This is a genomic window from Pseudomonas sp. LBUM1647 (assembly GCF_059716175.1).
Genome location: NZ_CP166809.1, coordinates 1,475,020 through 1,494,865, shown reverse-complemented (window position 1 = coordinate 1,494,865; position 19,846 = coordinate 1,475,020). Strand labels below are relative to the sequence as shown.

Genomic DNA, 19,846 nt, shown 5'->3' with positions numbered 1-19,846 from the left:
ATTACAATTGTCTGTCTACTGTCACAAATAACAGGTTCGACAATCGGCGCCATTACGCCTCACACGGGGAAAGCCCGTTCACAACCCCGCGGTGACACGATTGGCCACTTCACCGGGAACCCAGCCCTTCCAAATCTGCGGCTGATCACGCAAAAACGCTTCGGCCACCTGACGCGGTTGCAGGCGCTTTTCGCTCATCTGGCCGAGGGTATGGTTCAACAGATCAATCGGCAGATCGACCTTTTCGAAGAACGCCACCAAGTCCGGGTACTGCGCCTTGAACGGCGCGGACACACCGATCGCCAGGCTGGCCGGCATCGACCGAGTGCCCTTTGGATTCGGGTTATTGGCGTCGGCCAGGGTCTTCCAGGCTTCGGCGTCGAAGGCCGGCTCGTCGAGTTTCACCAATTTGAAACGCCCCAACAGCGGCGTCGGCGACCAGTAGTAGAACAACACCGGTTTGCCACGACGGAACGACGAAGCCACCTCGGCGTCCAGCGCCGCCCCGGAGCCGGTGCGGAAGTTGACGAAGCTGCCGGTCAGGTCATAGGCCTTGAGTTTCTGACTGTTGACGATCTCCGAGGTCCAGCCGGTCGGGCTGTTGAGGAAGCGTCCTCGGCTCGGGTCTTCCGGGTCGCGGAACACATCCTTGTAACGCGCCAGATCAGCGACGGATTTCAGCTCCGGGGCCAAGGGTTTGATGCCGCGTTCGGGGTCGCCCTTGATCACGTATTCCGGCACCCACCAGCCTTCAGTGGCGCCCTTGACCGTGTCGCCCAACCCAAACACTTTGCCTTCCGACGCGGCTTTGACCCACGCCGGACTGCGCCCGGCCCACTCTTCGCCGATCACTTGAATATCGTTCTTGGCCAACGCCGCTTCGAGGCTGACGGTGCTGCCCGGCAAGGTATCTGTCGGGTAGCCGTAACCTTTCTCGACAATCAATCGCAGGATTTCGGTGATCAGGCTGCCACTTTCCCAGGTGATGTCACCGAAATGGATTGGCGCAGTTTTCTCCGCGGCGGGAACGTGGGTTGCCACAAGGCTCAGGGCCAGCAGCGAACTGCCGAGCAGGGTTTTGATCGATCTCATGCGGACCTCCGGGTCAGGGGATTCAAGGATTGGTTGGCGCTGTGCCGGGCGCACAGGGCTTGAGTGCGAGTCATGTAAACGCTGACCGAGCGCTGGGAAATGCCCAGTTCGGCGGCGATTTGCGGGTAGGTCAGACCGTCGATTCGCGACAACAGGAAAGTTGCGCGAACCTTGCCCGGCAAGCGCTCAAGCGTGCGGTCGAGGCCATGCAAGGCCTGGGTCAGTTGCACCCGTTCTTCGGGCGAGATCGCTTGCTGCTGATCGAGGTGTTGCAACTGATCGAGGTGTTGGCGTTCCAGATCACGGCGGCGCCAGAGCTGATAGATCAACCGCTGGGCAATGGTGGTGAGCAAGGCGCGAGGCTCGCGGATCGGGGTCAGCCCCGGCGATTCGAGCAACTGTAAAAAGGTTTCGGCAGCGATGTCTTCGACGCTGGAACTGGCCCCCAGGTGCCGGCGCAACCGTGCGCACAGCCAGGGGTAATGCGCGCGGAACAAGCCGCCCACGTCGTTGCGATGGGAAAGGTCGGTGCCGGACATAGAGGCTCCAAGGGTTAGGGGTCGCTGAATGTCCGGTGATCCGGTGACGCGATCCTAGCAAGGAGCCTTATTCATTAATAATACTTAAAAAGCATTTTTATATTCCATTTAAGAATTAAACATCAAAAGATCGCAGCCTCGTTTCACTCGACAGCTCCTACAAGGATATCGGCGTACACCTGTAGGAGCTGTCGAGCGAAGCGAGGCTGCGATCTTTTGATTCTGCCTACCGCAATCGCCCATACCCCAGCGCTTCAGCCTCTAGCTGATAGTCGAGCACAATCTGATAGTCGCTTTCGCTGGCCGGCAGAACCTCGTGCAGGCCGAGGACTTCAGCGACGTTGGGCAACGCCTGCAACGTCGTGTTCATCACCTGCCGCAGCTCTTCAGCCTGTTCATCGGTGACGGTCGCGGCGGTGATAAACGGCAAGGTCGGACTGAATGCACTTCGCGCAATGACCCGCAGGCCGGCCACTTCTTCTTCGGCGTGCCGCGCCAGATAGGCGAAGGTCACGCTGTCGATGGCCGCCAGATCCGCTGTCCCTTCACGCAACCCGCGCAGACTTTCGCGGTGGCTGCCGCTGATACCGACACTGGCGAAGAACTGCCCCTCTCGATGCAACGGCGCCAGACGGTGACGCAACAGGTTCATGCCGCTGTTGGAGTCTTCGCCATTGATCACCCCACGACTGTCGCGAAAGGCCAGTAAGCTGCGCCGTGGATCATCAGCGCGACTCAGCAACAGGCTGCAATGGTTGCCGCCGTTAGCGTCTGGCAGCTCATAACGAGGACGACCGATGACCCGGACCCGACCGCGCAACGCGGTCATCAGCGGGTAGCCGCAGGTTTGGGTCAACAGCAAGTGCGGGGACAACCAGAGGTCCATCAGCGATAGCCCTTCGGCGCTAAGTCGAGTGGCACCCAGTCGCTCGAGCATTCGCGTCAGCCAGCGCTCGTTGGCCTCGCGGATCGGCTCGGGGGCGACGTACATCAGGAGTTCGGCGAAGTGTTGTGTCATCAAAATGTTCCAATATAACGACATTCAAATGTGGGAGCGAGCTTGCTCGCGATGGCTATTTCTCATCCAACACACCTGTTGACTGATCCAACGCTATCGCGAGCAAGCTCGCTCCCACAGGGAGTGGTGTCGATCATAAAAATCAGTGAAACGGATGCCGCGGGCTGTCGATGGCCTTCACTCCATGCTGACGCCACAACTGGCCATAACCCTGCACCAGAAAGCCGCCGCTGCGCGCCAGCCATTGCTCGCGACGCGCGCGGTAGGCGCGGGGCAAGTCGTACCAGGGCAGCCCTGGCAAGTCGTGATGCACCAAATGCAGATTGAGGTTGAGGAACAGCCAGCGCCACGGCCAGGCGGCTTCATTAATGACTGTCCTTTGCGCGGGCTCGGCGTGGGGACGGTGTTCATAGTAGGAGCGAATCATCGCAATCGATAGCGCCGGCACGCTGATCAGCAACAGGTAATGCCACACCGGCAGCACGCTGTAGCGGGCGATAAACAGCAACATCAGCAGGGTCAACGTGCCGTGGCTCAACCACATCAACCAGGCCTGCCGCTCACCGTTGATCAGCCGCTGCAGTTCTTCCTTCGCCAGCGCCAGCAGAGCCAACGGCGCGCCGAGCATGAAGCACCCGAGCACGGTTTTGTTCAGCCAGTACAGGCATTGTTCGAAGAGCGAACTGCCCTGCCATTGCTCGGCGCTCAGGTAACGGCTTTCCGGATCGCGACCGGGGAGGGTCAGGTCTTCGTCGCGGTGATGCAGCAAATGGCTGTCGCGATACAGGGTGTAGGGATACCAGACGGCGAACGGCGCGTAGCCGAGGACTTTATTGAGCAATGTCCAACGGGTCGGATGCCCGTGAAGCAATTCGTGCTGCACCGACAACCAGAGCACCACCAACGGAATCAACAGCACCGTGCTCCACCAGAGCCCCAGCCGATGGCTCCCCAAAACAATGCTGAACCAACCAGCGTACACGCCGATCAGCAGCAACCAGGTCGGCCACTCGGTGCGAGCGGTCAGGCGTTGGCGCAGGGTGTCGATTTCTTCACGGTGGGCGGTATCGAAGTAATGGGGCATGGCGTTGCTCAGATCGGGGACCAATCCCCTTCTGTGCAATGGCGCAGGGTTTTCTTGCAGATTATTTGGTTATTTCGTCAGAAGCAGCGGGAGCCCGAGGCTGGGCTCCCTTGTCACGGGATCAATGACCGAACACATCCACCTTCTTGGCCTTCTTGTCCGCGCGCTTTTCGTCGGCGGTTTTTGCCGGTTTTTTCTTTGCCGCTTTTTTTGAATCCATGCCTTTGGCCATGATACTTACTCCACTCATACGGGATGTGAGATCAGGTATACACCTATCGCTGCGCGCGCGTTCTTTTATAATCGCCCGCTTTGCGCACCGACAGTCGAAGACCATGCCCAACACCCACTACACCTTGCTCGCCGAGCCTTTATGGCCCTTGATGAACAAGTTTTATCGCGCTCACCAATCGTCGATGAAAGCGGTCCGCGACGCTCAACTCTGGGTGGCCAGGCGCGAAGAGATCATTGGCGCACTGTGTTTGCGACCGGTGGCGGACGGGCATTGGCTGACGGGTTTGTTTGTCGATCCGGCCTGCCGAGAACAGGGTATCGCTGCGGCGTTGATCGCCGAGGCACTCAAAGATCTTGAAGGCCCTGTGTGGCTGTTTTGTCATCCGGACTTGCGCGGGTTTTATGAACGTCGCGGTTTTACCTTCGACCCGCCACTGCCCTACTCCATGGCGGAACGCTTGAGCCGTTATGCGCGGAGCAAACCGATGATCGCCATGGGGTTGGCACGGTGAGATTGACCGGATGGCTTGCGGTTCATCGAACCAGCGAAATAACAGTGAATATCAAAAGATCGCAGCCTTCGGCAGCTCCTACAGGGTTCTACGTACACCTGTAGGAGCTGCCGAAGGCTGCGATCTTTTTTTAGCTGTTTAATCGTCTGAGTTCGGATCGAGATCCGGGAACATCACTTCGGTAAACCCGAACTTGCTGAAGTCACTGATGCGCGACGGGTATAACCGGCCGATCAGGTGATCGCATTCATGCTGCACAACCCGCGCATGGAAGCCCTCGGCAACGCGCACGATCGGATTGCCCTTGGGATCGAAACCTTCGTACCGAATGTGCTGATAGCGATCCACCGCGCCACGCAGGCCGGGCACCGACAGGCAGCCTTCGAAACCCTCTTCCAGCGTCGGGCTCAACGGCGTAATCAACGGGTTGATCAGAATCGTCTGCGGCACGGCTTCGGCGTCCGGATAGCGTTCGCTGTGCTCGAAACCGAAGATCACCAGTTGCAGGTCGACACCGATCTGCGGCGCAGCCAGGCCAACGCCACCGACACTTTCCATGGTCTGGAACATGTCGTCGATCAGTTGCCACAGCTCAGGGCTGTCGAACATTTCGGCGGGCACCGGCGGGGCAATGCGCAGCAGGCGCTCGTCGCCCATTTTCAGAATTTCACGGATCATTTGATGACTTCGTCAGTGGTCGGCTTGATCGAGTGATCCCGACCCAGTCCCGACACGTGGTGTTTGGGTTCGTGATCGAGCTCGCCGGGGACCTTTTCGCCAGGGTCCTTGCCCTCGGTGGACATGTGTTCGATCACGGCATTCATCTCGGCGCCGAGCAACAGCACCGCGGCGGAAATGTAGAAATACAGCAACAGCACGATGATCGCGCCGATACTGCCATACATGGCGTTGTAGTCGGCGAATGTTTTGACGTACAGACCGAAGCCCACCGATGCAAGGATCCACACCACCACGGCCAGCACCGAACCGGGGGTGATGAAGCGAAACTCTTGTTTGACGTCGGGCATGACGTAATAAATCAGCGCCACCGCCATCATCAACAGAATCACCACCACCGGCCAGCGCACGATGGTCCAGAGGGTCACGATGAAGTCTTCGAGGCCGACTTGCGAGGCGATCCAGCCCATCACCTGCGGCCCGAGCACCATCAGCGCAGCGGCCACCAGCAGCATGCCGGCGATGCCGATAGTGTAGAAAATCGACAGCGGGAAACGCTTCCACGCCGGCCGGCCTTCGACCACGTCGTAGGCGGCGTTCATCGCGCTCATCATCAGCCGCACACCGGCGGACGCGGTCCACAGGGCAATCACGATACCGACCGACAGCAAGCCACCCTTGGATTGCTGGAGCTGGTCGATGACCGGGTTCACCTGTTCCAGCGCCTGGGGCGGCAGGACCAGTTCCGATTGCAGGCGCAGCCAGGAGAAGAAGTCCGGCAGGTGCAAGAAACCGATCAGGGCGATCAGGAACAGAATGAAGGGAAACAGCGAGAACAGCATCTGATAGGCCAACGCCGAGGCATAGGTCGACATCTCGTCGTCGACGAACTCGGTGATCGTGCGCACCATGACACGGTGCAGGCGCTGGCCTTTCATGTGTGGGAAAAACATTAGCGTCTCCTTTCGCCGCAAATTTGGTCGAAGTCGTGGCGACTCAGGGGCCGTTTTCTACATCAAAGTAGCCTACTTGGCGAGTTTGAAACAATTTCCTTGTGCAAGTTCAGGCTGACACAAAAACGGCCATCCGCGGATGGCCGTTTCTGTTGCTCGTCAAAGGCCGGATCACGCCTTGTCGATGCCTTTCTTGATCGCGTCTTTGGCTTTGCCAACCGCTTGCTGGGCTTCGCCTTTCCTTTCCTGCACCACACCTTCGGTGCGCATTTTGTCGTTGCCGGTTGCCTTGCCGACGCCTTGTTTGACGTTGCCGACTGCTTCGTTGGCCAAGCCTTTTGCTTTATCGCCAGTGCTGCTCATGGTGTTTCTCCTGTGAACAATTGAACGAGAAAAGTCGTTACACAAGGTTGACCGGAGGCGTTTGCGCGGAGTTTCATTTATTTTCAGCAGCACATTTCATCGTTCAGTGCAGGTTGGGCTTTATGTTTGCCGACCAACCCCCGAGAATGCGCAACGTATTCAGGCCATGGCGCTGAAGATCCAATCCCGTAGGAATGTTATGAAACTCGATAAAAAGCAGGCCATTGCCCGCAGAAACCAGGAACTTGGCGGTGCTGTGCTTGGCGTCAACAACTGCCATTTCACCGAATTGAACCGCAACCGCAACATCTGGTGGTTCGATATTCCGGTCGCGCGTCTGGCCATTGGTCAGTACGAATGGGTTCACCTGCTGATGCACACCCCGGATTCCGACGAACTGCTGCACCTGAAAGTGCCGACGGTGTTCCTGCGCGAGAAGCTCGAAGGTCTGGTGGTGCGCAACGAAGGTAAACGCAAAGCGGCCTTGAGCCTGGAACTGAGCGCCGACAAGGACTCGTACCTCCAGGACATGCGCCCGGCGGGTACCAACGTCAATTTCGCGCAGTTCCGCCTTTAAAAGCAAAAGATCGCAGCCTTCGGCAGCTCCTACAGGGTGTACATCAATTCCATGTAGGAGCTGCCGAAGGCTGCGATCTTTTGATCTTCAACAAAAAGCCCCGCATCTGCGGGGCTTTTGTTTGTTACGCGCTTACCTTCTTGACGCCGAGCTTCTTCAGCTCTTCGTCGCGCAACTCGCGGCGCAGGATCTTGCCGACGTTGGTAGTCGGCAGCGCATCGCGGAACTCCACGGAGCGCGGAACCTTGTAGCCGGTGACGTTGGCACGCATGTGCTCCATCACCGTTTCCTTGGTCAGGGTCACGCCCGGTTTGGCGACGATGAAGATCTTGATCGCCTCGCCCGACTTCTCGTCCGGCACGCCGATGGCGGCGCATTGCAGCACGCCTGGCAGAGTCGCGAGCACGTCTTCCAGTTCGTTCGGGTACACGTTGAAACCGGAGACCAGGATCATGTCTTTCTTGCGATCGACGATGCGCATGTAACCGTCAGGCTGGATCAGCGCGATGTCACCGGTCTTCAACCAGCCTTCGCTGTCGAGGATTTCATCGGTGGCGTCCTGACGCTGCCAGTAACCCTTCATCACTTGCGGACCTTTCACACACAGCTCGCCGATGTCGCCTAACGCCTGTTCAACGCCGGCATCGTCGATGATTTTGCACAGGGTCGACGGAACCGGAATACCGATGGTGCCGATCTGGATGTTCTGGATTGGGTTGACGGTGGCCACCGGGCTGGTTTCGGTCATGCCGTAACCTTCACAGATGGCGCAACCGGTGACCGCTTTCCAGCGCTCGGCCGCAGCCAATTGCAGGGCCATGCCACCGGACAGGGTGACTTTCAGTGCAGAGAAATCCAGCTTGCGGAAACCTTCGTTGTTGCACAGGGCCACGAACAGAGTGTTCAGCCCAACAAAACCGCTGAATTTCCACTTCGACAGTTCCTTGACCATCGCCGTCAAATCGCGCGGGTTGCTGATCAGGATGTTGTGGTTGCCGATCAGCATCATCGCCATGCAATGAAAGGTGAAGGCATAGATGTGGTACAGCGGCAGCGGCGTGATCAGGACCTCGCAACCTTCATTGAGGTTGGAACCCATCAGCGCCTTGCACTGCAGCATGTTCGCCACCAGGTTGCGATGGGTCAGCATCGCGCCCTTGGCCACGCCGGTGGTGCCGCCGGTGTATTGCAGCACGGCAACGTCGCTGCTGGCCGGGTTGGCTTCAGCGACTGGCTGGCCGTGGCCCTTGCTCAATACGTCGTTGAACTTGATGGCCTTGGGCAAGTGATACGCCGGGACCATCTTCTTCACGTACTTGATGACGCTGTTGACCAGCAGGCGCTTGAGCGGCGGCAGCAGGTCGGCCACTTCGGTCACGATCACGTGCTTGACGCCGGTTTTCGGCACGACGATCTGGGCCAGGTGCGCCATGTTGGCCAGGCAGACCAGGGCTTTGGCACCGGAGTCGTTGAATTGGTGTTCCATTTCCCGCGCGGTGTACAGCGGGTTGGTGTTGACCACGATCAGCCCGGCGCGGATGGCACCGAAGACGGCGACCGGGTACTGCAACACGTTGGGCAGCTGCACGGCGATTCGATCGCCCGGCTGCAAGTCGGTATGCTGTTGCAGGTACGCGGCAAAGGCACCGGACAATTCGTACAGTTCACCGTAGGTGATTGTCTTGCCCAGGTTGCTGAACGCCGGTTTGTCGGCAAAGCGTTGGCAGGACTGCTTCAACACCGCCTGAATATTCGGATACTCGTCCGGATTGATGTCGGCAGCAATCCCGGCAGGGTACTTATCCTTCCAAAAGTCTTCGATCATGGAAGCCCACTCCTCAGCAACGCGAATTCATCACCGCATTTGATGCGATTATTATTGGTGTGTGTTTGTTGGTGAGTCTGGCTTTTTATAGAGGCCGAGAAGTCACAAAGCGCGCCGAGAGTAGCAGCTTTGCCAAGGGCCGACTAGCGCCAAAAGCCGCCTCTACAGTCACTTTAATGACTCAAGAATAGCAAGCAGTCATTTTAGAGCAAAAATTCTATAAAGCCTTGAAAGCCCCATAAATATGGGGCTTAAAAGCAAAAGATCGCAGCCTTCGGCAGCTCCTACAAAGGAATGCGATCACCTGTAGGAGCTGCCGAAGGCTGCGATCTCTAGGCAGCACCTCGGTCTACGACCAGTTAGGCGATATCACGCAACTCCCGCCGCAATATCTTGCCCACCGGCGTCATCGGCAACGACTCTCGCAAGACGATGTGCTTGGGCACTTTGTACGCCGTGAAGTTTTCCTTGCAGTAAGCCTTCAGCTCTTCAAGGCTGACACCCGTTTCACGGGCCACCACAAACAGCTTCACCGCCTCCCCCGAACGCTCGTCCGGCACCCCGATCACCGCACAGTTGGCGACTTTCGGGTGAGCCATCACCACGTCTTCGATCTCGTTCGGGTACACGTTGAAACCCGAGACGATGATCATGTCTTTCTTGCGATCGACGATGCGCACAAAACCGTCCGGGTCGATCACCGCGATGTCACCGGACTTGAACCAGCCCTCGGCATCCAGCACTTCGGCGGTGGCGTCGGGTTTCTGCCAGTAGCCCTTCATGATCTGCGGGCCCTTGATGCACAGTTCGCCGCGCTCGCCCAGCGCCTGCTCGACGCCTTCATCGTTGATGACTTTCAGCGTGGTGCCCGGCACCGGCAGGCCGACCGTGCCGAGGCGCGACTTGTCGCCGTACGGGTTGGTGCAGGCCACCGGCGAGGTTTCGGTCAGGCCGTAACCTTCGGTGATGCGGCAACCGGTGAGCTGTTCCCAGCGCTCGGCGGTGGCTTTGACCAGCGCGGTGCCGCCGGAGTTGGTGAGTTTTAGGCTGGAGAAATCCAGGGTCTTGAAATCCGGATGGTCCATCAGCGCGACGAACAGCGTGTTGAGCCCCAGCAACGCCGAGAACCGCCAATTCTTCAGCTCCTTGATGAAACCGCCGATGTCCCGCGGGTTGGTGATCAGCACGTTATGGTTGCCCGACACCATCATGCACATGCAATTCGCGGTGAACGCATAGATGTGGTACAGCGGCAGCGGCGCGACCATGACCTCTTGCCCTTCGCGCAACAGCGGCTGGCCGTCATTGCCGAACTGCTCCAGGCACGCCCGCACTTGCTGCATGTTGGCCACCAGGTTGCCGTGGGTCAGCATCGCGCCCTTGGCCAGACCGGTGGTGCCGCCGGTGTATTGCAGCACGGCGATGTCGTCGAGCCCGATCTTCAGCGGCTTGATGCCCAGACCCCGGCCCAGACGCAGTGCGCTCTTGAAGGAAATGGCCTGCGGCAAGGAGTACGCCGGGACCATCTTCTTGACCTTGCTCACCATCGTATTGACCAGCCAGCCCTTGGCGGCGGGCATCAGGTCGCCCATCTTCGCTTCGATCAGGTACTGGATGTCGGTGTCGGGCAGCACTTCCTGGACTTTGGCCCCGAACATGTTCAGGTAGACCAGCGCCCGGGCACCGGAGTCCTTGAACTGATGACGCATCTCCCGCGCGGTGTACAGCGGGTTGGTGTTGACCACGATCAGCCCGGCGCGCAAGGCACCGAACACGGCAATCGGGTAATGCAGGACGTTGGGCATCTGCACTGCAATGCGATCCCCCGGCACCAGGTCGGTGTGGGCTTGCAGGTAACCGGCGAACGCTGCGCTGTAGCGTTCCAGTTCGGCGTAGGTCAGGGTGACGCCCATGTTGCTGAATGCCGGGCGGTCAGCAAATTTCTTGCAGGAACGCTCGAACACCTCGATCACCGACTTGTAGGCCCCTTGATCGATGTCCAGGGGCACGCCGGCCGGGCGTTTGTCATTCCAGAAATCAGGTTGCATTGTTCTTGTCCTCTTTACCTGAACCTATCCGGGGCCGCTTTTCTGTCCTTCCTGTAAAACAAAAGCGAAAAACGGAGCTTCACGGACACTAGCAGCTATGGCGAATCAGGCAAATATGCGCACGGTCGACATTGATCGTGTGAATCTTGCTGCCGTGGCGTGGCCTGATCAGACGGCGCGCTTTGGATGCGCTATACAATGCAACGACGCCCATGCCACATGCAGCCCAATGCAAAGGAATCGCCATGATCCACGACACTTTCTGGCTGACCGCGAGTGACCGCAGCCGCCTCTTCGTCAACCAGTGGCTGCCCGCCGCACCTTTAAAAGCGGTGATCCTGCTGGCCCACGGAATGGCGGAACACAGTGGCCGCTACGCGCGTCTGGCGGAAAAACTCTGTGATCAGGGCTACGGTGTGTATGCGCCGGACCTGCGCGGACATGGCAAAACTGCCGAAAACGGGACACTCGGCCATTTCGCCGACGATGACGGTTGGTGCAAGGTGGTCGGCGACCTGGCGAGCCTCAACCAGCACATCGGCCAACAACATCCGGGAATGCCGATTGTGTTGCTCGGTCACAGCATGGGCAGCTACATCGCCCAGGCTTATCTGCTGCACCACAGCGCGAGCTTGCACGGGGCCGTTCTCAGCGGGTCGAACTTCCAACCGGTGGCGCTGTATCGCGCGGCGCGGCAGATTGCGCGGTTAGAACGTTTGCGTCAGGGCCCGAAGGGTCGCAGCGCGCTAATCGAATGGCTGTCGTTCGGTTCGTTCAACAAGAAATTCAAACCGGTGCGCACGCGGTTCGACTGGCTCAGCCGCGACCCGGCCCAGGTCGATCTGTACGCCAACGACCCGCTCTGCGGCTTTCGCTGCACCAATCAGCTGTGGATCGATTTGCTCGGTGGGTTGCAGCAAATCAGCAAAGCGTCCAATCTCGCTCAGATTGATCCGGGCCTGCCGTTGCTGGTCATCGGCGGTGAATGTGATCCGGTGAGCGATGGCAAGCGTCTGAAAGATCTGGCCCATGCGCTGCGCGCGGCCGGCAGCCAGAGCCTGCAACTGACTATTTACCCGCAGGCACGGCATGAACTGTTCAACGAGAGCAACCGCGATGAAGTGATCAATGACGTGTTGAGCTGGATCGCCCAGGCGCTGAGCCACCGTCGGCCACCCAGATCGGAATAGTTTTTTTGAATTTATTTATTCGTGACAGGAATTGAAACAGATGACCCAGGTTACCAACACCCCTTACGAAGCCCTTGAAGTCGGCCAGACCGCCAGCTACAGCAAGACGGTCGAAGAGCGCGACATTCAGTTGTTCGCCGCGATGTCCGGCGATCACAACCCGGTGCACCTGGACGCTGAATTCGCCGCCGGCACCATGTTCAAGGAGCGCATTGCTCACGGCATGTTCAGCGGTGCGCTGATCAGCGCTGCCGTTGCCTGCGAGTTGCCTGGGCCGGGGACTATTTATATCGGTCAGCAGATGAGCTTTCAGAAGCCGGTGAAGATTGGCGACACGCTGACCGTGCGTCTGGAGATTCTCGAGAAGCTGCCGAAGTTTCGTGTGCGGATTGCCACTCGCGTGTTTAACCAGCGTGATGAGTTGGTAGTGGATGGCGAGGCGGAGATTCTGGCGCCGCGTAAGCAACAGACGGTGACGTTGCCTAAGCTGCCGGCAATCAGCATCGGTTGATTGCCTCAAAAGATCGCTGCCTCGTTTCACACGACAGCTCCTACAGGGTTTGCCATATACCTGTAGAAGCTGTCGTGTGAAACGAGGCTGCGATCTTTTGATCTCACGGCCCTTCCTGCACCTGCACACTCGCCGTCATCCCCGAACTCAAATTCATCCCTTCCGGCAACTGATCAATCTTGATCCTTACCGGAATCCGCTGCGCCAGCCTCACCCAGTTAAACGTCGGCTCGACCTCTGCCAGCAACTGCCCATCCGGCGTGGTATTGCGATCGGTAATCCCGCGACTGATGCTTTCCACATGCCCCTGCAACGCCTCCCCCGCACTCATCAACCAGACCTTCACCGGATCGCCCACACGAATCCGTGGCAGCTTGGTTTCTTCGAAATACGCCTGCACATAGAAAGTCGAATCGTCGATCAACGCCATCACCGATTGCCCGGCATTCACGTAGTTCCCTTCTGCCAGACGCAGGTTGGTGATGTGACCATTGCGCGGCGCATGGACCTGACTTCGCGCGAGGTTGAGTTGCGCAACCTTGGCCTCGGCCTGGGCTTCACGCAGTTCGCCACGGGCGATGCCGGCGTTGATCTGCGCGTTCTCGCGCAGTTCGGCGCTGATGGCCTGTGGACCGAGGGCGGCGCGGCGGCTGGCTTCTTTCTCGCGCAGATTTAACTGCTGCTGACGGGTCTGCACCACCGCTTGAGCTTTCTCCAGCGCCGCTTCGAAACGGTCGCGATCAATGCTCAGCAATAAATCGCCAGCCTTGACCTGCTGGTTATCAAAAGCCTTGAGCTCACGCACCCAACCCGAGACGTCCGGCGCGATCACCACCACGTCGGCGCGGATCCGCGCATCCCGAGTCCAAGGCGTGAGCATGTAGTACTGCCACAAATGGAAGCCGGCAAATATCGCCGCCGCCACCAGGCACAAGGTCACCGCGACACGTATCGGTGTACGCATTTTCAACTCCTTATAAAGGTCCGAGGACGACGGTGATCAAGGTCAATACACAGACGTACAAGGCGCAATCAAACAATGCTTCGTGCCAGATCCAGCGGCCCACCGGCGTCAGGCGCAAGAGCATACGCAAGGCTCCAGTGACGAGCAGCGCCAGCAGCACATAAATCAGAAACGGACTGAGCAGCACGCCACCCACCGACCACTCACGCAAGCCCATGGCTTTGCTCCTGTTGACGGCACCAGGCGCGCCAGCTGCTTTGCAATTGCAGCACCGCACCTTGGGCCAGTTTCACCGCATCGCTGGGGGGCAATGCGTACAAGGTCTTCAAGAATTCTTCACTCGGCTGCACCAACGCCTCGGCGCGACTGCCGGCCGGGCCTTGTTCGAGGATTTTTTCCAGCTGTTCGAGATAACGCCGCTGAGGCGCACTAACCGGTGCCTGCGCCACCGCCAGACTCAAACGCAAATGCAGCAATTCGTCGCCGATGTCCAAGCCGAGCAAGCCATCGTCCCAGCGACTGCGCGCCGGTTCCGGCAACTCGGGATAGTGTCGCGCCAATTGCAGCAAGCGGTCGGCCATGCGCCCGCCAAACCAGCTTTCGGCACCGCGCAGATTGCGTCGGGTCAGGCGCACCAGATCGTCGAGTGTCGCCGCCAGCAAACGTCGGCCATGCCACGTCGGGTTGCGCAGGATCAACAAATGGAACGCCAGCACGGCGGCACCGACACCAATCACGATGGATTGAGCGCTGTTGAAGAACGTCGCGACATCGAATTTCATCGCATTGAGCGGCGAGACCAGCACGATGAAGTGCAGACAAAATGAGGTAGCCGTCGCACCGATCTGCGGTTTGGCCATGCCCAGCGCGCCGAGGAACAACGGCACGCCCATGCCCATGCACAGCAAGGCAAAACCACTCCATTGCGGCAGCAGAATCTGCCCGACGATAAACGCGGCCGGAATCGCCAGGAAGATCCCGCGCATAAAACTCATGCCGATCTGAGCACCATTCTCGCGGCTGGCAAACAGACTACACACCACGCACGTCAACAGCAGCGCACCGGAGGCAGCGGGCCAGGCGGTCGCCAACCAGAAGCACGAGACCACCAGAAACGCCAACGCACTTCGGGCACCGAACATCAGCGCCAATGACAGGTCACGGTGTGGTGTCAGGGTTCTCGGTGGATCGACCGTTTCCTTGCCCTCCTCCACCGCTTTCAACGCCGCAGTCGCCGCCATGGCGGTATCGAGCAGCAAGGTGAAACGAGCCAGGCAGTAACTTTGCGCGGAGCTGATGTGCGTGTCGTGGGAAGCGTCGAGCAACCTTGGACGCAGCGCTTGCAGGGTCGCGGTATCCGGGTTGTTGAGCGCCTCTTGAACCTCCGTCATCCAGGGCAACAGTTGCTCGGCTTCCCGGGGTTCCAATTGCTTCCACTGACGGCGCGCCGAACGGGCGATGCGCAGCAGCATCAACAGCTTTTGGCTCAAGCCGCTGATCGAGCGTGCTCGTTGCCGCCCCAGGCTTCCTTCAAACCAGGCATGCTCGCGCTGGGCATCGACGGCGACGATTCTCCCGAGGATTTCCAGTAAGCCTTTACGCGCCTGACCATCACCGGCCAGGGTTGCACGTGCGGCGTTCATACCGCTTTGCCACGCTGCTCGCGCCTGATCCGCCAACTGCCGTTCGACCCGCATCGGCCAGAGCAGCGCACTGGCGGCGGTGGCGCAAAGAATGCCCAGGCAGATTTCTGTGCAGCGAGCCACGGCTTGATCAAACACCGTCAGCGGATGAGTAATGGCCGGCAGCGCGATGATCGCCACCGTGTAACCGGCCAGCACGAATGAATAGGACCAGGCGCTGCGCAGCAAGGTCGAACTCGCCGTACACAACCCCAGCCACAACGCCAAGGCCAACAAAAACAGCCAAGGCGTCTGGGCAAACAACCCCATGAACACCACGGACATGATCGTCCCGACCAGAGTCCCCAGCAGCCGCGCCAGGCCCTTCTGCACCACCATCCCCGACAAGGGCTGGGCGACGATGAACGCCGTCATCAATGCCCATGCCGGTTGCTCCAGACCCCAGCGTAATGCCAGCCACAGCGCCAGGCCGCCGCCGATCAAGGTTTTGATCGCGAACTGTAAGGCGCGGCGGTCAGGCGCAAACAAAGCCTGCAGGGTGATAGGCACGTAAAGCTCTCTTGAAAGGACGATTTAACGGTAGGAGCTGCCGAAGGTTCGGGCCGCGTTCGGACGATCTTTTGATCTTTTGATCTTGCTGTCCAGCGACCTCTATACCGTCAAAAGATCGCAGCCTTCGGCAGCTCCTACAAGTGCCGATTTCAGCGTTAAGACCCGGACACAAAAAAACGCCAGACTGGCTGGCGTTTTTGACAGGCAATGAACGCTTACGAGCGTGCGCGCGCCTGGTTACGCAGGGCTTTTACCTGATCGTGATTGCGTTGCACGCCGTGGTACTGACGCTCAACCAGGTCACGAATGCCCACCAGATTGTGTTTGTTGATTTTTTCGATGGCTTCTTTGTAAGCCTTCAGTGCATGGTCTTCACCCCGCTCGGCTTCGTTCAGCACGGCTTCTTCATCCTTGCCGGTGAACATCGCTTTCACGTCGACCCAGCGGCGGTGCAGGTCACCGCTGACACTGGTGGACGTTTCCGGATCGCCGCCCATCGAACGCACGGCGGCCTGCAACTCAGAAGCAGCCGTTGCGCAGTCAGCCGAGCGCTGCACGAACACGTTTTTGAGTTCAGGGTGTTTGATGTCTTCAGCGCAAGTCTTGAACCCTTCCTGACCGTCTTTGCTGGTTTCAATCAGGTCGTTGAGTACAGAGATGGCTTCTTTATTCATGTCGGTCATTTTCAATTCCTCGCGGGTTGATGAAAGATGCAATAGGTGTTGCATCCCGCATGCCAGTGTTGAATTGATAAGTTATTCCTTAGATTTCAATTGCTTATCGATTAACGCGAAATCTGTATCCGCTTTATTTGCATGATCTGTCATTTGGCCTGCATGCAGAATGCCTGTATTTTCCAGACTGTTTGAATCAAGACGACTGATTGAATGAACCCTGAAAAGCTCGAACTGTTGATTACCCGTGAAATGCCCTTCGGCAAATACAAGGGCCGGATCATTGCCGACCTCCCCGGCCAATACCTGAACTGGTTTGCTCGGGAAGGTTTCCCCCATGGCGAGCTCGGCGGCTTGCTGGCATTGATGCAGGAAATCGATCACAACGGCCTGTCGGAGTTGCTCGAACCACTGCGTGCCAAACATGGCAAACCCGCCCCTCGCCATTGACCCGCCCCCCAGACCTGGCCCCTGATTGAGTAGCCCATGCCCGATAACACCCTCCGCGCCCGTGATGAAGCTTTCTGGCGAACCTTTGCCGACCGATACGCGGTTGAACCCGGCCCGGTCAACCTCGAAAACGGGTACTTCGGGCGCATGTCGCGCACGGTGGTCGAGGAGTATCAGCGCAACATCGAACTCATCAACCGCAGCAACTCGGTACACGTGCGCCAACGCTTCGAACAGGGCGAAAGTCTGGAGATCCGCGCGCAGCTTGCCGAACTGGTTGGCGTTCCAGCCGAAACCATCGCCCTCACCCGCAACGCTTCCGACGGATTGCAATCGCTGATCCGCAACTACAACCGTCTGACGCCGGGCGATCAGGTGCTGATGTGTGATCTGGAGTACGACACGGTCAAAAGTGCCATGCGCTGGCTGGCACGTAATCGCGGTGTCGAAGTGATCGAGATCGAACACTCGCACCCCGCCAGTTTCGACAGTTTGCTGGCCACTTACCGCGAAGCTTTCGTGCGTTATCCGCGACTCAAATTGATGGCTCTGACTCACGTCACCCATCGCACCGGGTTGGTCATGCCAGTACGGGCGATCGCTGCGGCCGCCAAAGAGCACGGCGTCGACGTGATCCTCGACGGTGCCCATGCACTCGGCCAGATCGAGTTCAACCTCGATGAACTGGGCATCGCCTTCGCTGGCTACAACCTGCACAAATGGATCGGTGCACCGCTGACGCTGGGCTTCATTTACATCGCCTCCGAGCGCCTGGCCGACATCGACCCGGACATGGGCGAGATGCATTTCCCGGTCACCGACATTCGCGCCCGCACGCCGTACAGCACGCCCAACATTCCGGCGCTGCTGACCCTGCCGCTGGTGTTCGAGGAACATCGGGCCATGGGCGGTTCCGCTGCCAAGGGCGCTCGGCTCAATTACCTGCGCAACCGCTGGGTAAGCGCGGTACGCGAGTTGCCGGGGATCGAAGTCATGACCCCGGACGACCCGCGCCTGTATTGCGGCATCACTTCGATGCGCTTTACCCGGCACGCCGATCAACAGGCGATGGTCGAGCGGCTGCTCAAGGACTACAACCTGTTTACCGTGGCGCGCAGTGGTGCCGCGAGTGGTCCGTGCATTCGCATCACCCCGGGGCTTACCACCACGGGTGCAGACATGGATCTACTGGCCCGGGCGTTGACCGAACTGCGCTGACGTCAAACGGTGTGTTTGTCGAAGTCCTCGGGCTTGATCTGCGTCGATACCGCGAATGTGTCGATGCCGATGGTCGTGTGCCCGAAGTAGCCGTCTTTATTCGAGTCCCGACTCAGGGTGTGAACGTTCAAGGTCGAAGCTTCGCCGCCCATGTTTTCATAGAAAAAGTCTTGATCGTTGGTCAGAGGCGAAACGGCTCGACCGCGGTACTCCCTGGCGTTGAGTACCGAGCGCGAGGCCACCTCGGGAAAGTAGAGCTGACCGACCCAGGCAACATGCCTCTCTTCCAGGTAGTTGTTGCCTTCCATAATGCGTACCACGACGTGAATGTGCAGGGCACGGCCGGCGTAGAACCCCGGATAGATCGTGGTAAACCGCACGATGCCGTTCTTGTCCGTAAATTGCCCGCCTCGCAGGTAAGTGTCATCGTCAGTGCGCGGGATCGAGCCTATATCGCCGACGTCGACTTCCTTGTCCGGATTGACCTTGCTCCAGCCCGAATACGCACCACGCGCGTTGCAGTGCCAGATATCCACTAACGCGTCAGTCACCGGTTGACCGGTCATGGCATCGACGATCGTCAGCCTCAGCACCAAGGGAATACCGTCCATGCCTTCGCTGATGTTTCTTCTGATCAATTTCGGATTTCTGAAAAAAGGACCGGCGATCTGTTCGGGTGAAAGCAGGTAAACCGCTGCTGAGGGTGAAACCGGAGTGTTGTCGTCCATGACGTTCTCTCTTCCATAAGAAGAACGCAGGTTAACGCTGGCCGAGCAGCGAGATGCGGTAACTATGTATCGCTTGATGTCCCCCCGAGCGAGCCTTTGTGGCGAGGGGATTTATCCCCGTTGGGCTGCGAAGCGGCCCCAGCATTTCATTCGCAATACGCATTTACAGAGTTAACGACTGCTGCGCAGCCGAACGGGGATAAATCCCCTCGCCACAAAGGCTCGCTCCCACAATTTTTTTGCGGGCAAAAAAAAACGGTGCACCGACCAAGCGCACCGTAAAGCCGTAGAACACACAACGAAGTGTTTGGTAATAGCCGATCAGTCCAGCAGCGCCAGTGCCTCGGCAGTGCATTCCTGAATGCGGGCCCAGTCGCCGTTCTTGATCCACTCGGGATCAAGCATCCAGCTACCGCCCACGCACATCACGTTTTTCAACGCCATGTAGCTCTTGATGTTGGCCGGGCTGACGCCGCCAGTCGGGCAGAATTTCACTTCGCCGAACGGGCCGCCCAAGGCTTTGATAGCCGCCACGCCGCCGCTGACTTCCGCCGGGAACAGCTTGAAGCGGCGATAGCCCAGGCCATAGCCTTCCATGATGCCGGAGGCGTTGCTGATGCCCGGCAACAGCGGAATCGGGCTGTTGACGCTGGCTTCCAGCAGGTCACGGGTGATGCCCGGCGTGACGATGAACTGCGAACCGGCCGCTTCGGCAGCCGCCAGCATGTTGCGATCCAGCACAGTACCGGCACCGGTCACCAGCTCCGGACGCTGCTCGCGCAGAATCTGGATAGCCTTTAGGCCGAACTGCGAACGCAGTGTCACTTCCAGGGCTGTCAGGCCACCGGCCGCGAGGGCATCGGCCAGTGGCAGGATGTCCTGTTCGCGAGCGATGGTAATCACCGGCAGGATCCGCGCCTTGGCGCAGAGGCTGTCGATCAGGGCAACTTTGTCCGCCATGGAAACGGTCGGGGATGGGGTTTTCATAGCGGC

21 protein-coding genes are annotated in these 19,846 nt (G+C 58.8%); 6 read left to right on the top strand and 15 right to left on the bottom strand.

Annotated features, from left to right (window positions below; translation table 11 throughout):
- Window positions 1–78: 78 nt before the first annotated feature.
- From ACA059_RS06690 to ACA059_RS06675, 4 genes are all read right to left on the bottom strand, one after another.
- A complete protein-coding gene (locus tag ACA059_RS06690; RefSeq protein ID WP_497633175.1) occupies window positions 79–1,092 on the bottom strand; it encodes an ABC transporter substrate-binding protein in 1,014 nt (337 codons plus the stop codon).
- The gene (locus tag ACA059_RS06685) at window positions 1,089–1,631 is read right to left on the bottom strand and encodes a sigma-70 family RNA polymerase sigma factor (protein WP_497633174.1); all 543 of its coding nucleotides are present in this window, start codon (window positions 1,629–1,631) and stop codon (window positions 1,089–1,091) included. The genes ACA059_RS06690 and ACA059_RS06685 overlap by 4 nt, the downstream gene beginning before the upstream one ends.
- Before the next feature lie 226 nt (window positions 1,632–1,857).
- Complete coding sequence (locus ACA059_RS06680) at window positions 1,858–2,649, bottom strand: phosphate/phosphite/phosphonate ABC transporter substrate-binding protein (protein WP_497633173.1); 792 nt, start codon at window positions 2,647–2,649, stop codon at window positions 1,858–1,860.
- Between the two features lie 142 nt (window positions 2,650–2,791).
- Complete coding sequence (locus ACA059_RS06675; RefSeq protein WP_497633172.1) at window positions 2,792–3,733, bottom strand: fatty acid desaturase; 942 nt, start codon at window positions 3,731–3,733, stop codon at window positions 2,792–2,794.
- 335 nt (window positions 3,734–4,068) lie between these two features.
- On the opposite strand from ACA059_RS06675, the gene ACA059_RS06670 reads away from it, so the two are divergent.
- Window positions 4,069–4,479 carry a GNAT family N-acetyltransferase gene (locus ACA059_RS06670; RefSeq protein WP_497633171.1) on the top strand — a complete coding sequence of 137 codons (411 nt, stop codon included), beginning with the start codon at window positions 4,069–4,071 and terminating at the stop codon, window positions 4,477–4,479.
- A 138-nt stretch (window positions 4,480–4,617) separates the two neighbouring features.
- On the opposite strand, the gene def is transcribed toward ACA059_RS06670, so the two are convergent.
- The 3 genes from def to ACA059_RS06655 form a co-directional block, all read right to left on the bottom strand.
- The gene (gene def, locus ACA059_RS06665) at window positions 4,618–5,157 is read right to left on the bottom strand and encodes a peptide deformylase (RefSeq protein ID WP_415757592.1); all 540 of its coding nucleotides are present in this window, start codon (window positions 5,155–5,157) and stop codon (window positions 4,618–4,620) included.
- Window positions 5,154–6,110: a YihY/virulence factor BrkB family protein gene (locus tag ACA059_RS06660; protein WP_497633170.1), complete on the bottom strand. Its 957-nt coding sequence runs from the start codon at window positions 6,108–6,110 to the stop codon at window positions 5,154–5,156. The genes def and ACA059_RS06660 overlap by 4 nt, the downstream gene beginning before the upstream one ends.
- 171 nt (window positions 6,111–6,281) lie before the next feature.
- Window positions 6,282–6,473, bottom strand: coding sequence for a CsbD family protein (locus ACA059_RS06655; protein WP_129437765.1), 192 nt, complete (start codon window positions 6,471–6,473; stop codon window positions 6,282–6,284).
- Window positions 6,474–6,672: 199 nt separating this feature from the next.
- On the opposite strand from ACA059_RS06655, the gene ACA059_RS06650 reads away from it, so the two are divergent.
- Window positions 6,673–7,050 (top strand): hypothetical protein, encoded by a 378-nt coding sequence (locus ACA059_RS06650; protein WP_309675757.1) that lies wholly within the window; start codon window positions 6,673–6,675, stop codon window positions 7,048–7,050.
- Window positions 7,051–7,174: 124 nt separating this feature from the next.
- On the opposite strand, the gene fadD1 is transcribed toward ACA059_RS06650, so the two are convergent.
- Together fadD1 and fadD2 are read right to left on the bottom strand one after the other, a co-directional pair.
- Entirely contained in the window at window positions 7,175–8,875 is a 1,701-nt protein-coding gene (gene fadD1 / locus ACA059_RS06645; protein ID WP_497633169.1) for a long-chain-fatty-acid--CoA ligase FadD1, read from the bottom strand.
- 359 nt (window positions 8,876–9,234) lie between these two features.
- Window positions 9,235–10,923 carry a long-chain-fatty-acid--CoA ligase FadD2 gene (gene fadD2, locus ACA059_RS06640; protein WP_497633168.1) on the bottom strand — a complete coding sequence of 563 codons (1,689 nt, stop codon included), beginning with the start codon at window positions 10,921–10,923 and terminating at the stop codon, window positions 9,235–9,237.
- Window positions 10,924–11,168: 245 nt separating this feature from the next.
- Between fadD2 and ACA059_RS06635 the strand changes: the two genes are divergently transcribed.
- The gene (locus ACA059_RS06635; protein WP_497633167.1) at window positions 11,169–12,113 is read left to right on the top strand and encodes an alpha/beta hydrolase; all 945 of its coding nucleotides are present in this window, start codon (window positions 11,169–11,171) and stop codon (window positions 12,111–12,113) included.
- A 40-nt stretch (window positions 12,114–12,153) separates the two neighbouring features.
- Window positions 12,154–12,624 (top strand): MaoC family dehydratase, encoded by a 471-nt coding sequence (locus ACA059_RS06630; RefSeq protein WP_046049496.1) that lies wholly within the window; start codon window positions 12,154–12,156, stop codon window positions 12,622–12,624.
- A 103-nt stretch (window positions 12,625–12,727) separates the two neighbouring features.
- Here the strand turns inward: ACA059_RS06630 and ACA059_RS06625 are convergent, their stop codons facing one another.
- The 4 genes from ACA059_RS06625 to ACA059_RS06610 all read right to left on the bottom strand — a co-directional run bounded on the left by ACA059_RS06625 (window position 12,728) and on the right by ACA059_RS06610 (window position 16,466).
- Window positions 12,728–13,588: an efflux RND transporter periplasmic adaptor subunit gene (locus tag ACA059_RS06625; RefSeq protein WP_497633166.1), complete on the bottom strand. Its 861-nt coding sequence runs from the start codon at window positions 13,586–13,588 to the stop codon at window positions 12,728–12,730.
- 10 nt (window positions 13,589–13,598) lie between these two features.
- Complete coding sequence (locus ACA059_RS06620) at window positions 13,599–13,805, bottom strand: DUF1656 domain-containing protein (RefSeq protein ID WP_008151119.1); 207 nt, start codon at window positions 13,803–13,805, stop codon at window positions 13,599–13,601.
- A complete protein-coding gene (locus tag ACA059_RS06615) occupies window positions 13,792–15,780 on the bottom strand; it encodes an FUSC family protein (RefSeq protein ID WP_497633165.1) in 1,989 nt (662 codons plus the stop codon). The genes ACA059_RS06620 and ACA059_RS06615 overlap by 14 nt, the downstream gene beginning before the upstream one ends.
- A gap of 218 nt (window positions 15,781–15,998) precedes the next feature.
- Window positions 15,999–16,466: a ferritin-like domain-containing protein gene (locus ACA059_RS06610; protein WP_282377269.1), complete on the bottom strand. Its 468-nt coding sequence runs from the start codon at window positions 16,464–16,466 to the stop codon at window positions 15,999–16,001.
- A 204-nt stretch (window positions 16,467–16,670) separates the two neighbouring features.
- On the opposite strand from ACA059_RS06610, the gene ACA059_RS06605 reads away from it, so the two are divergent.
- Window positions 16,671–16,907 carry a DUF3820 family protein gene (locus tag ACA059_RS06605; protein ID WP_007949456.1) on the top strand — a complete coding sequence of 79 codons (237 nt, stop codon included), beginning with the start codon at window positions 16,671–16,673 and terminating at the stop codon, window positions 16,905–16,907.
- Between the two features lie 36 nt (window positions 16,908–16,943).
- Window positions 16,944–18,125, top strand: coding sequence for an aminotransferase class V-fold PLP-dependent enzyme (locus tag ACA059_RS06600; protein ID WP_497633164.1), 1,182 nt, complete (start codon window positions 16,944–16,946; stop codon window positions 18,123–18,125).
- Between the two features lie 2 nt (window positions 18,126–18,127).
- Here the strand turns inward: ACA059_RS06600 and ACA059_RS06595 are convergent, their stop codons facing one another.
- Window positions 18,128–18,853: an intradiol ring-cleavage dioxygenase gene (locus ACA059_RS06595; protein WP_497633163.1), complete on the bottom strand. Its 726-nt coding sequence runs from the start codon at window positions 18,851–18,853 to the stop codon at window positions 18,128–18,130.
- Between the two features lie 321 nt (window positions 18,854–19,174).
- On the bottom strand, window positions 19,175–19,840 hold the full coding sequence (locus ACA059_RS06590) for a bifunctional 4-hydroxy-2-oxoglutarate aldolase/2-dehydro-3-deoxy-phosphogluconate aldolase (RefSeq protein WP_140676745.1): 666 nt from the start codon (window positions 19,838–19,840) through the stop codon (window positions 19,175–19,177).
- Between the last annotated feature and the right edge of the window lie 6 nt (window positions 19,841–19,846).

What these genes read in the sequence shown, in the direction of transcription:
- ACA059_RS06690 (WP_497633175.1), bottom strand. Translation starts at nt 1,092, where the DNA reads ATGAGATCGATCAAAACCCTGCTCGGCAGTTCGCTGCTGGCCCTGAGC.
- ACA059_RS06685 (WP_497633174.1), bottom strand. Translation starts at nt 1,631, where the DNA reads ATGTCCGGCACCGACCTTTCCCATCGCAACGACGTGGGCGGCTTGTTC.
- ACA059_RS06680 (WP_497633173.1), bottom strand. Translation starts at nt 2,649, where the DNA reads ATGACACAACACTTCGCCGAACTCCTGATGTACGTCGCCCCCGAGCCG.
- ACA059_RS06675 (WP_497633172.1), bottom strand. Translation starts at nt 3,733, where the DNA reads ATGCCCCATTACTTCGATACCGCCCACCGTGAAGAAATCGACACCCTG.
- ACA059_RS06670 (WP_497633171.1), top strand. Translation starts at nt 4,069, where the DNA reads ATGCCCAACACCCACTACACCTTGCTCGCCGAGCCTTTATGGCCCTTG.
- def (WP_415757592.1), bottom strand. Translation starts at nt 5,157, where the DNA reads ATGATCCGTGAAATTCTGAAAATGGGCGACGAGCGCCTGCTGCGCATT.
- ACA059_RS06660 (WP_497633170.1), bottom strand. Translation starts at nt 6,110, where the DNA reads ATGTTTTTCCCACACATGAAAGGCCAGCGCCTGCACCGTGTCATGGTG.
- ACA059_RS06655 (WP_129437765.1), bottom strand. Translation starts at nt 6,473, where the DNA reads ATGAGCAGCACTGGCGATAAAGCAAAAGGCTTGGCCAACGAAGCAGTC.
- ACA059_RS06650 (WP_309675757.1), top strand. Translation starts at nt 6,673, where the DNA reads ATGAAACTCGATAAAAAGCAGGCCATTGCCCGCAGAAACCAGGAACTT.
- fadD1 (WP_497633169.1), bottom strand. Translation starts at nt 8,875, where the DNA reads ATGATCGAAGACTTTTGGAAGGATAAGTACCCTGCCGGGATTGCTGCC.
- fadD2 (WP_497633168.1), bottom strand. Translation starts at nt 10,923, where the DNA reads ATGCAACCTGATTTCTGGAATGACAAACGCCCGGCCGGCGTGCCCCTG.
- ACA059_RS06635 (WP_497633167.1), top strand. Translation starts at nt 11,169, where the DNA reads ATGATCCACGACACTTTCTGGCTGACCGCGAGTGACCGCAGCCGCCTC.
- ACA059_RS06630 (WP_046049496.1), top strand. Translation starts at nt 12,154, where the DNA reads ATGACCCAGGTTACCAACACCCCTTACGAAGCCCTTGAAGTCGGCCAG.
- ACA059_RS06625 (WP_497633166.1), bottom strand. Translation starts at nt 13,588, where the DNA reads ATGCGTACACCGATACGTGTCGCGGTGACCTTGTGCCTGGTGGCGGCG.
- ACA059_RS06620 (WP_008151119.1), bottom strand. Translation starts at nt 13,805, where the DNA reads ATGGGCTTGCGTGAGTGGTCGGTGGGTGGCGTGCTGCTCAGTCCGTTT.
- ACA059_RS06610 (WP_282377269.1), bottom strand. Translation starts at nt 16,466, where the DNA reads ATGACCGACATGAATAAAGAAGCCATCTCTGTACTCAACGACCTGATT.
- ACA059_RS06605 (WP_007949456.1), top strand. Translation starts at nt 16,671, where the DNA reads ATGAACCCTGAAAAGCTCGAACTGTTGATTACCCGTGAAATGCCCTTC.
- ACA059_RS06600 (WP_497633164.1), top strand. Translation starts at nt 16,944, where the DNA reads ATGCCCGATAACACCCTCCGCGCCCGTGATGAAGCTTTCTGGCGAACC.
- ACA059_RS06595 (WP_497633163.1), bottom strand. Translation starts at nt 18,853, where the DNA reads ATGGACGACAACACTCCGGTTTCACCCTCAGCAGCGGTTTACCTGCTT.
- ACA059_RS06590 (WP_140676745.1), bottom strand. Translation starts at nt 19,840, where the DNA reads ATGAAAACCCCATCCCCGACCGTTTCCATGGCGGACAAAGTTGCCCTG.